The organism is Variovorax sp. 05N34, from assembly GCF_056397405.1.
In genome coordinates this window covers 667,714-680,175 of sequence record NZ_JBFTNI010000002.1, presented here as the reverse complement: position 1 = coordinate 680,175, position 12,462 = coordinate 667,714, and the positions used below count along the sequence as shown (strand labels likewise).

Here is a 12,462-nt window from a genome sequence, read left to right as displayed (position 1 = left end):
CGGCGCTATCCTCGACGGCAGCGCTGTCGCTGCACATGCGGCGCGATTTGCCTGCGCTCTCACCAGGATTGCGATGCTGGATCTGAAGGATGTCTTCTATTTCGTCCAAGTCGTCGACCGCGGAGGGTTCACGGCCGCTGGGTCAGCCCTTCGCCTGCCGAAGTCGACACTGAGCCATCGCGTCCAGGAACTCGAAGGCTACCTGGGCGTGCGCCTGCTCAACCGGACGTCGCGCCAGTTCGGTATGACCGACATCGGCAAGGAGTTCTACCAGTACGCGGTCGCGATGCTGCACAGTTCCGACGTGGCCGAAGAGGCGGTGCGCCAGCGCCTGGCCGAACCCAGCGGTGTGATCCGGCTGACCACCGCCGTGGAGATTGCGCAGTTTGCGCTGCGCGAGATTCTTCCCGTTTTCCTGAACCGGTACCCGAAGGTGCGCATCGTCGAGATCGCGACCGACCGGTACGTAGACATCGTGGGCGAAGGCTTCGACCTTGCGATACGCGGGCACACGGCGGCGCTGCAGAACTCCACGCTGGTGCAGCGCGCGCTGGCCGAGGTGCCCTGGTATCTGTTCGCAAGCCCCGGGTACCTCGCGCAAAGCGGCGTGCCCGAGAGCCCCGCGGACCTTGCCCAGCACGCGAGCATCGCGATGGCGCGCAACGGGCCGCTGCAATGGCAACTGAATGGGCCGAACAACGAAGAGCTCGTGATGCCCATCGACCCACGCTTTCAAAGCAACAACATGGTCGCGCTCAAAGAGGCGGCCTGCGCCAACCTGGGCATCGCGGCGCTGCCGGGCTACATCTGCAGGTCGGAATTGCGCGATGGGGTCCTGCAGCAGCTGCTGCCCGACTGGTCAGCGGCGGATGCGCGCATCTCGGCGCTGATTCCGTTTCGCACCGGGCTGCTTCCCGCGGTGCGTTCACTGGTCGATTTCCTCGCCGTCGAGATGCCGGTCGTCACGGCCTTCGACCACCCGCGCAGCTTCGAGTGAAGCGCCCGCGCGGCACGGTCGCGTCGTCCACGAACATGGACGCTGCGTCTGGCAAAGAGCGGCTTGTGAGCGATCGGTGAAGGACCTATCTTTTCGGCCCTGACTTCCACAAGGCCGATCGAGATGAATCATTTGAATTGCTTGCCGCAAGACGGCATTTTCTGGGGCCATCACATCCTGCAAGGCGCGGTGGCGCGGCTCGGCGAGCACGGCATCCATCGCCCGATGGCGTTCACCGTCGAACCATTGACGAAGCTCTATCAGGAGTGCGTGCGCCCCAACCTGAAGCAGTCCGTAGGCAGCTTCATGGAACTGCCGGCGCACGTGCCCGACGTGGCGGTGCAAGCCGGCCTCGACGCCTTCCTGCACGCCGGCGCCGAATCGATCGTGGCGCTGGGCGGCGGCTCGGTGCTCGATGCGGCCAAGGCCGTGTCCTACCTGCACCATGAAAAGACGGGACGCTACCTGCCCATCGCGGCGCTGCCGACGACGCTCTCGGGCTCCGAGTTCTCTCACTACTTCGGCATCACCGAGACCGACGGCCCCGAGAAATTCAAGCGCAGCTATGCGGTGCGCGAGACGGTGCCTAAGGCGGTCGTGATCGACCCCGTTCTCGTGTTCGACACGCCGCGCGCGCTGCTGCTGTCATCCGCCATCAAGGGCATGGATCATGCGGTGGAAGGCATGCGCAAGGTGACGAAGGAGCATCCCCACGCGATCATGGCGGCAAGCGGGCTGGAGCGGTTCCTGAAGGTGCTGCAGAAGTGGCCGCAGGCCGTGACGACGCGCGAGGCGCTGGACAAGGGGCTGGTGACCCCCGACGACCTGCTGCAGCTGCAGCTGGCGGCTTGGCAGTGCTACTTCTCGCCCGCCTCGGTCATCTACGGCCTGAGCCATCGCATCGGCCACATCCTGGGCGGCACCTTCGGCCTGCCGCACAGTGCGACGTCCTGCATCACGCTGGCACCGGTGATTCGCGCCTGCGCGGATTTCTACGGCGACAAGCTCGGCATCTTCATCAATGCCGGCGCTTCGCGCGACGTGGATGCCGCCGCTCACTTGGCCGACAGCATCTCGCAAGTGGTGAGGTCGCTCGGCTTGCCCGATCGCATCGGCGCCTTCGATCTCGACCGGGCCAAACTCCCCGAGGTCGCGCGGCTGCTGAAGAAGAACTACCCCAATGAAGTCGCCGACCTGGGCAACAACGCGAGCGTCAAGCTCGACGCGCTGCTCGATAGCCTCTGGTAAGTCCTTGGTGAGCGCCTGGCCGCAAACGCATTGGTGCCTTGCAGACAACGCCGTGCTCCCTCTCGCATACCTACCGCCGAGGGCCGGCCGTTCCTAGGATCGATGGGTCCATCCAACCTTCAAGGAGCTCCCCATGCGTCTGCGCACCATCGTCACCGCCCTCGCCTGCTGCCTCGGTGCCTCTCTCAACGCCGTCGCGGCGGATGTGAAGTCCATCTCCCGCCTTGCCGCGGGCCCCGGCAACATCCTCTTCATCGCCGACTGGAAAGCCGCCCGCGTCCACGCGATCTCGCTACCTGCGGCACAGCAGCGGCCGGCAGGCACGGCGTTCAACATCCTTGACCTGGAGAGCCTGCTCTCCGCCCAGGTCGGCGGCGCCAAGGTCACTGTCGAGGACATGGTCGTGCGGCCTGGCACCGCGCAGGTGTACGTGGCTGTGAGCTACGGCGCCGCGAAGACGCCAGCGCTCATCATGATCACCAGCGACAAGAAGGCGCGCCGCGTCGACTTGAAGGCGGCGGCCTCTACGTCGGTCGCACTGCGCGACGCGCCCACCTCGGACTACAGCTTCTGGAAGGAAACGCCGGAGCGCAGCTTCACGGTCACCGACATGAAGTGGCGCGAAGGCGAACTCTTCGTTGCCGGCCTCTCCAACCAGGACTTCGCCTCGACGCTGCGCCGGGTGAAGTACCCCTTCGACACGGAGCAGTCGATCACCTCGGTGGAGATCTACCACGCGGGCCACAACCTGATCGAGACGCGCGCGCCGATCCGCGCGATGAGCTTCGCGAGCTGGGGCGGCAAGCCCTACCTGGTGGCCGCCTACACCTGCACGCCGCTGGTGACGATCCCGCTGGATGACCTGAAGGACGGCGCGCATATCCGCGGCAAGACCGTCGCCGAACTCGGTTACGGCAACACGCCGGCTGACATGATTGCCTACTCGCGCAGCGAGCAAGGCAAGACCGAAGACTTCCTGCTGCTGGCGAACTTCGACCGCGTGTCGAACGTCATTCCCGTGTCGGAGCTGGAGGCGACGGGTTCGCGTCCTGGCATCGAGAAGCAGGTGCCTTTCGGGCAGCTCGCGGGTGTCGAAGTCATGCAGGCCCCGCTGGCCGGCACACTGCGGCTGGACAATCTCGACGAGAAATCGTTCGTCGTCGTGCGCCGCAGGCTCGAGAAGGACGCGCTGCAGCTCGTTTCCATCGGCAAGGAACTGAGCTTCCGGCTGACCGACCATGTCTCGGAGTACGCCTTCGCAGAGTACAGCTTCAAGGGCGACAACTTCCAGCTGCAGAACATCAAACCCCGGCAGGACATCCTGCTGAAGGACGAAGGCTTCCCGGACCTGATCAAGGCATCGGAGTAAGCCGTGCGTCTTCGCCGACTATGCGGTGCCGTGGCGCTCGTCGTGATGCTGGGCGCGTCGCACGCCGGACCTGCCGCGCCATCCCCCGCAGCTGCGCAAATGGTGCGCGTCCAGCCGTCCGCTGGCCAGGTGCCGGCCAACCTGCTGCGCCTGTCCATCGAGTTCGCGACACCGATCGAAGGCCCGGTGCTGCCGAGGCTCGCACTGCTGCGCCCCGACGGAAAGCCGCTCACGCAACCGTTTCTCGAGCAGGAACTCTGGTCGCCCAGCGGCCGAGTCCTGACCGTGCTGATGCATCCAGGCCGCGTCAAGACCGGCTTGAAAGCGCGTGATGTCCTGGGGCCGATCCTGGTCGAGGGAGGCGATGTGACCTTGACGCTTGACGGCCGTCCCATACATCACTGGCGCGTCGGCCCCCCGGACACGAGCGGTCCCGCCGTGGCGGCATGGCGCCTGTCGTCCGTGCGCGCCGCATCGAAGCAAGCGCTCGTCGTGACGCTGGACGACGCCATCGATGGCCGGGAAGCCGACTACATCGCGATCGCAGACCCACACGGCCGGCGCGTGAGTGGCCAAGCCCTGCTGAAAGACGGCGAGCGCACCTGGTCGTTCACGCCACACACCGCATGGCGCGCCGGCGAATACCGACTGATCGTCCGCGGGACCCTCGAAGACCCGGCCGGCAATCGCCTTGGCGGACGCTTCGAAACGCCCGCAGACGCGCCGGAGACTGTACCCGCCGATGCCGCACTTGCATTCACCGTGGACTCTACCTCGTCATTGGCCAGTGCCGCGATTGGTGCGCCGGCGACAACACGGTGCAGCCCGACACAGGCCTACCGCCACTGTGCACGCCTGCCTAGCATCGAATCGTTCGCCAGCCTCTCCTTCACGACGCGAGGCCGACTGCCCCGCCGAAAGCGAAGGACTCACTTCAACCCAACGGATACATCATGAAGCTCTATCACATGCCCGGCGCATGCTCCCTCGCCGACCTGATCGTCCTCCAGTGGATCGGCGCAGACCACGAGCCGGTGCGCATGAGCCTGGAAAGCATCAAGTCGCCCGACTACCTCGCCATCAACGCGGGCGGCACGGTGCCGCTGCTGGTACATGGCGACCTTTCGCTCACCGAGAACGTCGCCATCCTCGGCTACCTGGCAGACCTGTACCCCGAAGCGCGCCTGCTCGGTGACGGCTCACCGCGCGCCCGCGCCGAGGTCATGCGCTGGCTGGGCTTTCTCAACTCGGATGTGCACAAGGCGTTCAAGCCGATCTTCGTGCCGCAGCGTTTCCTGAGGGACGCGGCGATGGCGCCCGCGCTGGCCGAGAACGCGCGCGGCCATGTGCGCGACTATCTCGTGCGACTCGATGACCAACTCGAAGGGCGCGACTGGCTCACCGGCGAACGCTCCATTGCCGACCCGTACCTGTTCGTGCTCTCGCGCTGGTCGGCGGCCAAAAAGGTCGACATGCAGGGCCTGGACAACCTCGCACGCTTCGTCCGGATGATGGACGGCGACGCCGGCGTGCAAGCCGCGCTGGACGCAGAGCGCGATATGGCGCAGCAAGCCGGAACGCCATGAGACTTTCGCTGGCAGCTTCCCCCGAAGCCTCCGAGCCGCGTTGCGCCACCTCGGGCGCGCTCGCCCACTGGTACGCCGAACAGCCCGCCGTGCGGCGGCTGTGGGCCGTCCAGGCGACCGACGAGCCCATGCTGCGCGTCATCGTCATGCTGGAACCCTCGCTGGACGGCGACGAGATCAGCCCCGCCTGGATGGCTCACGGCAGCCGTTGGGCGCGCGATCTGCGTGAACGGCTGGCCGGCGCCGTGCAACTGGAACGCATCGACGGGCCGCTGCCCGACGAATTCGAGATCGACGGCGAAGGTGCTGTGCTTGCGGCGCTGTGCTGGCGTGACTCGACCGCGCCCGACGCCTGAGCCCCCTTGGCCCAAGGCGCAGCGCGCATCGGACGCATCCCCATCCGAACGCATCTGCTCCAGACACAGGAACTCGCCCCGTGCCCACACGCCCCTTCGAAGTGATCAACGCCCAGGGACACCGCCTCTCAGGCAGCCTCGAAATGCCCGAGGGCATTCAGCGGGGTTGGGCGCTTTTCGCGCACTGCTTCACCTGCGGCAAGAACAACCTCGCGGCCGTGCGCATCGCTCGCGCGCTGGCCAGCGTGGGTATCGGTGTGCTGCGCTTCGACTTCACCGGGCTGGGCGACAGCGAGGGCAACTTCGCCGACGCGAGCTTTTCGCTGAACGTGCAGGACCTCGTGTCTGCCGCCGACGCCATGGAGGCCGCCGGCATGCCGGCGCGCCTGCTCATCGGTCACAGCCTGGGCGGCTCCGCCGTGCTCGCCGCGGCAGGCCGCATCGCGGGCGCGCGAGCGGTTGCGACCATTGCCGCGCCGTTCGACGTAGCCCAGGTGCTGCACCTGCTGGACCCGGCGGGTCTTGCGCGCCTGGAGTTCGAGGGGCATGCGCTGGTCCAGGTGGTCGGACGGCCCATGGCGGTGGGCAAGGCCTTCGTGGACGACTTGCGCGCACACGACCCGGGTGCGCGCATCGCGGCACTTCACCGGCCGCTGCTGCTGCTGCACGCGCCGCAGGACCGGACGGTCGACATCGAGAACGCCACGCGCATCTTTCTGGCGGCAAGGCATCCGAAGAGTTTCGTCTCGCTCGATGATGCGGACCATCTGTTGTCCAAGCGCGAAGACGCCGAACAGGTCGCGCGCCTCATCGCGACCTGGGCGGCCCCCTACCTGCCCGAGCCGCCCGCCGGGCACCCCCTCGCGGCGGATGCCGAGGCCGAAGAAACGGGGTTGGGCAAATTCCAGCTCGCGCTGCGCTCGGGCGGCTCGCGCTGGCTCGCCGACGAACCCGCAACGGTGGGAGGGCTCGGTTCGGGACCGACACCCTACAACCTCCTGTCATCCGCGCTCGCCGCCTGCACGACCATGACGCTGCGCCACTACGCCGACAGCAAGGGCTGGCAGGTCGCGCGCATCCGCACCGCGGTGAGTCACCGAAAGGACAAGTCGGCCTCCCCGGCCGATGTCTTCAGCCGCCGGGTGTCCATCGAGGGCACCCTCACGCAGGCGCAACGCGAGGAGCTTCTGGAAATGGCGCAGCGATGCCCCGTTCACCGAACGCTCGAAGCGGGCGCGCGCTTCGAGCCTGTGGAAGGGGAGCCCCCGGAGCGCAGCGGCCTTTGCGCGATTGGTGCCTTGCAGACAACACCGTGATCCATCGCGCAGGCCTACCGCACCCGGAAACCCGATCCTACGATTCATCCATCGCTTCAACAAAGGCAAGACCATGATCAAGATCGCAAGAAGCCTCGGGCTCACATTTGTGCTCGCCGCAGGCGCCGCCATGGCACAGCACGCCATCGCGCACGGCACGCCCAAAGACGCCAAGGTGACGCCGCTGCTGACCCAGGAGATGAAGGACATCCCCGGCAAGGAAGTGCTGATGATCACGGTGGACTACCCGCCCGGCGCCGTTGACCCCGTGCATCGCCATGACGCCCACAGCTACGTGTATGTGCTCGAGGGCTCGATCGTGATGGGCGTCAAAGGCGGCAAGGAAGTCACGCTCAAGGCCGGAGACACCTTCTACGAAGGCCCCGACGACATCCACACCGTCGGGCGCAACGCGAGCAAGACCAAGCCCGCGAAGTTCGTCGTCATGCTCGTGAAGAACAAGGGTGCCGAGTTCTTCATTCCAGTGAAATAACCCACCGGTTGCATTCCACCCGCCGCGACGAAGATGACGGGTGTCAGATCGCCGAGGCGGCTGTAATGAGGCGTGCACTTTCCACCCGTTCGTGCACGGGACAGACTCACGTCGGCGCGGTGTCCCCGCGTAAATCCGACCAGCAACACGGCGACGCGGCGGGTGGAAGGCATCCCTTGCTTCCTGCAACAGGAAGCCGGCACACGCACACAGGACCCCCGCCATGAAACTCTTCTACATGCCCGGCGCCAGCGCGCTGGCCGATCACATCGTGCTCGAGTGGTCCGGCCAGCCGTACGAAACGGTGCGCATGGACCGCCGCAGCATCAAGACGCCGGAGTACCTGGCACTCAACCCGACAGGCGCAGTGCCGCTGCTTGTGGATGGCGACTTCACGCTGACCGAGAACGTCGCCATCCTTGGCTACCTTGCGGACCTGCATCCGCAACTGCAGCTGGCAGGCGACGGCTCGCCGCGCGCGCGGGCGGAGGTGATGCGCTGGCTCGGTTTCCTGAACTCCGATGTGCACAAGGCGTTCAGGCCGATCTTCTTTCCCGAGCGCTACCTGCCGGACGACGGCCAGGCGGCGCGACTGGCTGCCACGGCGCGCAGCCGCGTGCGCGAGTACCTCGCGCGGCTCGATGCGCAACTCGCCGGGCGCGAATGGCTCACGGGCCAGCGTTCCATTGCCGATGCCTATCACTTCGTGATGCTGCGCTGGGCCATCGGCACGAAGGTCGGCCTGCACGGCTTGGAACACCTGACGGCCTTCGTTCGCCGCATGCATGCCGACGAAGGCGTGCATGCGGCGCTCGTGATGGAGGAAGGTCTGGCGCCGCACACCGAACGTGCGCCCAGTGCGCCTGATCAGCTGATGCGCCTGACCGAACGGATCCGCGACAACCTGGCCACCACGCTGACGGCCGAAGTGGTCGGCGTGGTCGAGTACAGCGAAGGCGACGGCCCCGAGCTCGAAGTGCGCCGTGGTCTCGTGCAGGTGGAGGTCGTCCGGATGGACACGGTCTTCAGCTGGCAGGACGAGAACTACCGCGCACAGGCAGCCATTCCGTTCCAGAACTTCTCGCGTTATGTCAGCAATGGCGCGATCCGGCTCGACCTGTCCTCACTTTTGGGAACCCCGCCATGAGCGCGCAACTTTCCGCCTTTGACCACAACGACGCCGCCGATGCGGTGTTCGACGCCACAGGCATCGCTGCCCGCGCCAAGCGTGCCGGCGACCTGGCGCCTGACGCGACATTGCCGGACGGTGACGGTCGTCCGGTCCGCCTTTCGGACGTGTGGCGCAAGGGACCGCTCGTGCTGGTCTTCTACCGCGGCGGCTGGTGCGGTTACTGCAGCCTCCAGCTGCGGGCCTGGCATCAGCGCGCAGACGACCTGGCAAGGCTCGGTGCCACGCTCCTGGCGATCTCGCCGCAGACGCCTGATCACTCGATGCGAACGGCCGAGGACAACCAGCTCGCGTTCACCGTGCTCAGCGATTCCGACCTCGAGGCCGCCAATGGCTTCGAGCTGGCCTTCACGCTTCCTCCCGAACTCGTGAGCTTCTACGGTTCGGTGGGCACCGACATCCCCGTCCTCAATGGCAACGGCCTGTGGGTGCTCCCGGTCCCGGCGACCTATGTGATCGACGAGGAAGGCCGCATCCGTTTCGCCCACATCGAGGAAGACATCCGAAAGCGCGCGGAGCCGGCCAATGTGCTGCGCGTCATCGAGGACCTCGTACGCAGCCGTGCGCCTTCGGCAGCCGGTGGGGGCTGAGGGCTGCAGCCGCCCCAAATGACGAAGCCCGCCAGGAATTGACGGGCTTCGTCGCTTGGCGGATCGACAGTTCGCTGCTCAGTTGGGCGTTCCACCGGGAAATGGGATGACGCCGCGTTGGCGCGGGCGCCCAAAAAAAACATGCCGAGTCCCCCGCCGGATTGTTGCGCGAGGGGCAACACCGTGAAGCCTTGTGCGTGGCTACCGGTGGCGACCTGCCAAACCTACGCTACCTCCCTGTCTACGCGATCTTCGCAAACGGATGACTCAGCCGAGTCTGAGTACAGGCATCCGCCACCCATTTCCAGGAGCCAGTCATGACCCAACGTGTCAACTATGTCGAGCAGTCGCCCGAACTCTTCAAGAAGTTCGTCGAGTTCCTCAATGCCATCAAGGAGGGCGCAATCGAAGAGCCGCTTCGCAACCTCGTGTCGATCCGCACATCGCAGCTCAACGGCTGCACCTTCTGTCTGGACATGCACGTCAAGCAGGCCAAGATCCAGGGCGAGCGCGAGCTGCGCCTGTACCACCTGGCCGCGTGGCGCGAATCGACGCTGTTCATCCCGCGCGAGCGTGCGGCACTGGCCTGGACCGAAGTGCTGACCAAGCTGCCCGAGCAAGGCGTGCCCGACGAAATCTACGAGCGCGTGCGCACGCAGCTGTCGGAAAAGGAAATCTCCGACCTCACCTTTCTCGTCATGTCGACGAACGCATGGAGCCGCCTGAACATCGCCTTCAAGAGCGTGCCCGGAGCCTCCGACAAGGTCTTCGGCCTGGACAAGGCAAAGCTCTCCTGAGCCCCGCTGGCAGGAACCGTTTCCATCAACCACCCGGCCCCTTGCGGGCTACAAGGAAATCATCATGAAGATCGTTGTCATCGGCGGCTCGGGCCTCATCGGCTCGAAGGTTGTCAGCAAGCTGCGCGACGCCGGCCATGAGGTCGTCGCCGCGTCACCCGCCTCGGGCGTGAACACCATCACCGGCGAAGGCCTGGCCGAGGCCCTGCAAGGCACGCAGGTGGTGCTGGACGTGGCGAACTCGCCCTCGTTCGAGGACAAGGCCGTGCTCGAGTTCTTCGAGACGTCCGGGCGCAACCTGCTGGCCGCGGAAGCCGTGGCCGGCGTGAAGCACCACGTCGCGCTGTCGGTGGTCGGCACCGACCGCCTTTCCGATAGCGGCTACTTCCGCGGCAAGATCGCGCAGGAAAAGCTGATCCGCGAATCGAAGATTCCGTACACCATCGTCCATTCGACGCAGTTCTTCGAGTTCCTCGGCGGCATCGCGCAGTCGGGCACCGACGGTGACACCGTGCATCTCTCGCCGGCCTTCGTACAACCGATCGCATCGGATGACGTCGCCGCCGCCGTCGCGGACTACACCCTGGGCAGCCCCGTGAACGGCGTGGTCGAAATTGCGGGCCCCGAGCGCGTTCGCTTGTCCGATCTGGTACAGCGTTTTCTCGCCAAGACCAATGATCCGCGCAAGGTCGTCCAGGACGTGCACGCGCGTTACTTCGGCGCGGAGCTGAAGGACGACACGCTGGTGCCGGGCGCCAACCCACGCATCGGCGCGCTCAACTTCGAAGCCTGGTACGCACTGCCCAAGCCCGCACGCTGATGCGAAGTCCGCCCTCGGCCGCCGCCTGACGCGGCCGGGGGCTGCTGCCCCAAGTCTCCCCTCCCCTTCTTTGTGAACCCCAAAGCGTTCCCTCCTTGAATTGAACGGAAGCCTGGAATGCCCACGCAGAAAGACAAAGCCGACGTCGTCGCAGCGAAAGCGGCGCAACGAGGTCGATTGCAACCGCCTCCCGTCGCGCTGCTCGACAGGTACAAGGGACAGGAGTTCGAACCGATCTATTCGACGGTCGTCACAGTGAGCGGCGGCGAAGCCGAACACGGACGGGCTTCGGGCGTGGCGCGCTCCGACGACGGCAACCTGAACGTGCAGCTTCGCCTTCCCACCGCCCTGGGCGGAGACGGCGACGGCACCAACCCGGAGCAGCTGTTCGCAGCAGCCTACGCCGCGTGCTTCCATGGGGCCTTGAACCTGCTGGCCGCGAAAAGAAGGATTCCGATTCACGACGCCAACGTGCAGATGTCCGTCGCGTTCGGTCGCGACCCCGTCGACGGGCTCTTCATGCTCACGGCCGATGTCCGGATTCACCTGCCCGACGTCGAGAAAAGCGTGGCCGAGGAACTGGTGCGCAGCACCGAGCGGTTCTGTCCGTACGCCAAGATGGCGCGCAACGGCATCACCACCATCGTGGCACTGGCGACCTAGGAGTCCACCCCCTCTGCGCCCTCAGGCGGGGCACCCATCACCCATCACCCGGGCCGATCCGGCCTACGGCGCCGGCGTGGCGAAAGCTGGGTCTGCAAGGCAGCGCTATTTCAGAACAGACGTTCGAGCTGCGCCGCGAGGAACTCGATGAACAGACGTGCACGCGCCGGCGCCTGGCGCCCGAAGGCATGCAGGGCCGAGATGGTCACACGCGGCAACGGCTGGGACGGCAGCACGGGCACCAGTCGACCAGCATCGATGTCGTCCTGCACGAACAGGCGCAGGATCTGCACGATGCCCAGGTCGCCGAGCGCCGCGACGCGCAGAGCGACGCTGTTGTCCGTGTCGAACACGCCGGCGGGGTTCAGCACCGTGCCATCGGCAAAGCGGATCGGAAACGCCTTGCCGCCCAGCATGTAGCGCACGTGCGCGTGGCTGTGCAGAGCCTCGACCGAGTCGGGCGTGCCGCGATTCGCGAGGTATCCGGGCGACGCAACCAGCGCGAGCGGCAGATCGGCGAGGCGCCGCGCGGTGAGGTCGGAGTCCGCCACATCCCCTGCGCGGATGGCGATGTCGTAGCCCTCGCGGATCAGGTCGACATGGCGGTCGGCCAGGCTCATCTCCAGCTTCAGCTCAGGGTGCCTGGGCAGGAACTTGCCGACCACGGGTTCCAGCAAGATGCGACCCAGGTCGCCGGGGGCGGTGATGCGCAACACGCCCCGCGCTATGCCCGTTGGCTGCATCACGTCGCTCGCCTCGTCGAGCGCGCGCAGCAGCGGCGCGATGCGTTCGTAGTACGCGGCCCCCTCCTGCGTGAGCGACAGCAACCGCGTCGAGCGCTGGAAGAGCCGCACGCCGAAGCGTTGCTCCAGCCGCGCCACGCCCTTGGAAACCGCCGACGGTGAGGTGCCCAGCATCCGCGCGGCCGCACTGAACGAGCCGGCCTCGACAGCAGTGGCAAAGGCCATCAATCCGGGCGCGTGGTCGAGAACATTCATTGAAGACTCCGAGGCACAAGTGTTTCCATTTTTTCCCACT

Annotated in this window: 14 protein-coding genes; 13 read left to right on the top strand and 1 reads right to left on the bottom strand. The window is 66.2% G+C overall.

Annotated features, from left to right (window positions below; translation table 11 throughout):
* Positions 1 to 73: 73 nt before the first annotated feature.
* The 13 genes from AC1DMA_RS07560 to AC1DMA_RS07500 all read left to right on the top strand — a co-directional run bounded on the left by AC1DMA_RS07560 (position 74) and on the right by AC1DMA_RS07500 (position 11,424).
* Positions 74 to 997 (top strand): LysR substrate-binding domain-containing protein, encoded by a 924-nt coding sequence (locus AC1DMA_RS07560; protein WP_478143790.1) that lies wholly within the window; start codon positions 74 to 76, stop codon positions 995 to 997.
* Between the two features lie 123 nt (positions 998 to 1,120).
* Positions 1,121 to 2,245, top strand: a complete 1,125-nt coding sequence (locus AC1DMA_RS07555; protein ID WP_478143789.1) for an iron-containing alcohol dehydrogenase — start codon at positions 1,121 to 1,123, stop codon at positions 2,243 to 2,245.
* A gap of 133 nt (positions 2,246 to 2,378) precedes the next feature.
* A complete protein-coding gene (locus AC1DMA_RS07550) occupies positions 2,379 to 3,614 on the top strand; it encodes a hypothetical protein (RefSeq protein WP_478143788.1) in 1,236 nt (411 codons plus the stop codon).
* A 3-nt stretch (positions 3,615 to 3,617) separates the two neighbouring features.
* Entirely contained in the window at positions 3,618 to 4,571 is a 954-nt protein-coding gene (locus tag AC1DMA_RS07545) for an Ig-like domain-containing protein (protein WP_478124503.1), read from the top strand.
* Entirely contained in the window at positions 4,568 to 5,200 is a 633-nt protein-coding gene (locus AC1DMA_RS07540) for a glutathione S-transferase family protein (RefSeq protein WP_478143787.1), read from the top strand. The genes AC1DMA_RS07545 and AC1DMA_RS07540 overlap by 4 nt, the downstream gene beginning before the upstream one ends.
* Positions 5,197 to 5,556 carry a hypothetical protein gene (locus tag AC1DMA_RS07535; RefSeq protein WP_478124501.1) on the top strand — a complete coding sequence of 120 codons (360 nt, stop codon included), beginning with the start codon at positions 5,197 to 5,199 and terminating at the stop codon, positions 5,554 to 5,556. The genes AC1DMA_RS07540 and AC1DMA_RS07535 overlap by 4 nt, the downstream gene beginning before the upstream one ends.
* An 80-nt stretch (positions 5,557 to 5,636) precedes the next feature.
* The gene (locus AC1DMA_RS07530; RefSeq protein WP_478143786.1) at positions 5,637 to 6,872 is read left to right on the top strand and encodes a bifunctional alpha/beta hydrolase/OsmC family protein; all 1,236 of its coding nucleotides are present in this window, start codon (positions 5,637 to 5,639) and stop codon (positions 6,870 to 6,872) included.
* 73 nt (positions 6,873 to 6,945) lie between these two features.
* Positions 6,946 to 7,365, top strand: a complete 420-nt coding sequence (locus tag AC1DMA_RS07525; protein WP_478143785.1) for a cupin domain-containing protein — start codon at positions 6,946 to 6,948, stop codon at positions 7,363 to 7,365.
* A gap of 223 nt (positions 7,366 to 7,588) precedes the next feature.
* Complete coding sequence (locus AC1DMA_RS07520) at positions 7,589 to 8,512, top strand: glutathione S-transferase family protein (protein ID WP_478143784.1); 924 nt, start codon at positions 7,589 to 7,591, stop codon at positions 8,510 to 8,512.
* Positions 8,509 to 9,144 carry a peroxiredoxin-like family protein gene (locus AC1DMA_RS07515; protein WP_478143783.1) on the top strand — a complete coding sequence of 212 codons (636 nt, stop codon included), beginning with the start codon at positions 8,509 to 8,511 and terminating at the stop codon, positions 9,142 to 9,144. The genes AC1DMA_RS07520 and AC1DMA_RS07515 overlap by 4 nt, the downstream gene beginning before the upstream one ends.
* A gap of 317 nt (positions 9,145 to 9,461) precedes the next feature.
* Positions 9,462 to 9,941: a carboxymuconolactone decarboxylase family protein gene (locus tag AC1DMA_RS07510; protein WP_478124496.1), complete on the top strand. Its 480-nt coding sequence runs from the start codon at positions 9,462 to 9,464 to the stop codon at positions 9,939 to 9,941.
* A gap of 64 nt (positions 9,942 to 10,005) precedes the next feature.
* A complete protein-coding gene (locus AC1DMA_RS07505) occupies positions 10,006 to 10,761 on the top strand; it encodes an SDR family oxidoreductase (RefSeq protein WP_478143782.1) in 756 nt (251 codons plus the stop codon).
* A 117-nt stretch (positions 10,762 to 10,878) separates the two neighbouring features.
* Positions 10,879 to 11,424 carry an Ohr family peroxiredoxin gene (locus tag AC1DMA_RS07500; protein ID WP_478143781.1) on the top strand — a complete coding sequence of 182 codons (546 nt, stop codon included), beginning with the start codon at positions 10,879 to 10,881 and terminating at the stop codon, positions 11,422 to 11,424.
* A 110-nt stretch (positions 11,425 to 11,534) separates the two neighbouring features.
* Here AC1DMA_RS07500 and AC1DMA_RS07495 read toward each other — a convergent pair whose 3' ends face one another.
* On the bottom strand, positions 11,535 to 12,422 hold the full coding sequence (locus tag AC1DMA_RS07495) for a LysR family transcriptional regulator (RefSeq protein WP_478143780.1): 888 nt from the start codon (positions 12,420 to 12,422) through the stop codon (positions 11,535 to 11,537).
* Positions 12,423 to 12,462: the final 40 nt, after the last annotated feature.

Excerpts from the sequence above, each read along its gene's own strand:
- AC1DMA_RS07560 (WP_478143790.1), top strand. The coding sequence starts at position 74 with ATGCTGGATCTGAAGGATGTCTTCTATTTCGTCCAAGTCGTCGACCGC.
- AC1DMA_RS07520 (WP_478143784.1), top strand. The coding sequence starts at position 7,589 with ATGAAACTCTTCTACATGCCCGGCGCCAGCGCGCTGGCCGATCACATC.
- AC1DMA_RS07500 (WP_478143781.1), top strand. The coding sequence starts at position 10,879 with ATGCCCACGCAGAAAGACAAAGCCGACGTCGTCGCAGCGAAAGCGGCG.
- AC1DMA_RS07525 (WP_478143785.1), top strand. The coding sequence starts at position 6,946 with ATGATCAAGATCGCAAGAAGCCTCGGGCTCACATTTGTGCTCGCCGCA.
- AC1DMA_RS07505 (WP_478143782.1), top strand. The coding sequence starts at position 10,006 with ATGAAGATCGTTGTCATCGGCGGCTCGGGCCTCATCGGCTCGAAGGTT.
- AC1DMA_RS07495 (WP_478143780.1), bottom strand. The coding sequence starts at position 12,422 with ATGAATGTTCTCGACCACGCGCCCGGATTGATGGCCTTTGCCACTGCT.
- AC1DMA_RS07555 (WP_478143789.1), top strand. The coding sequence starts at position 1,121 with ATGAATCATTTGAATTGCTTGCCGCAAGACGGCATTTTCTGGGGCCAT.
- AC1DMA_RS07540 (WP_478143787.1), top strand. The coding sequence starts at position 4,568 with ATGAAGCTCTATCACATGCCCGGCGCATGCTCCCTCGCCGACCTGATC.
- AC1DMA_RS07550 (WP_478143788.1), top strand. The coding sequence starts at position 2,379 with ATGCGTCTGCGCACCATCGTCACCGCCCTCGCCTGCTGCCTCGGTGCC.
- AC1DMA_RS07535 (WP_478124501.1), top strand. The coding sequence starts at position 5,197 with ATGAGACTTTCGCTGGCAGCTTCCCCCGAAGCCTCCGAGCCGCGTTGC.
- AC1DMA_RS07510 (WP_478124496.1), top strand. The coding sequence starts at position 9,462 with ATGACCCAACGTGTCAACTATGTCGAGCAGTCGCCCGAACTCTTCAAG.
- AC1DMA_RS07515 (WP_478143783.1), top strand. The coding sequence starts at position 8,509 with ATGAGCGCGCAACTTTCCGCCTTTGACCACAACGACGCCGCCGATGCG.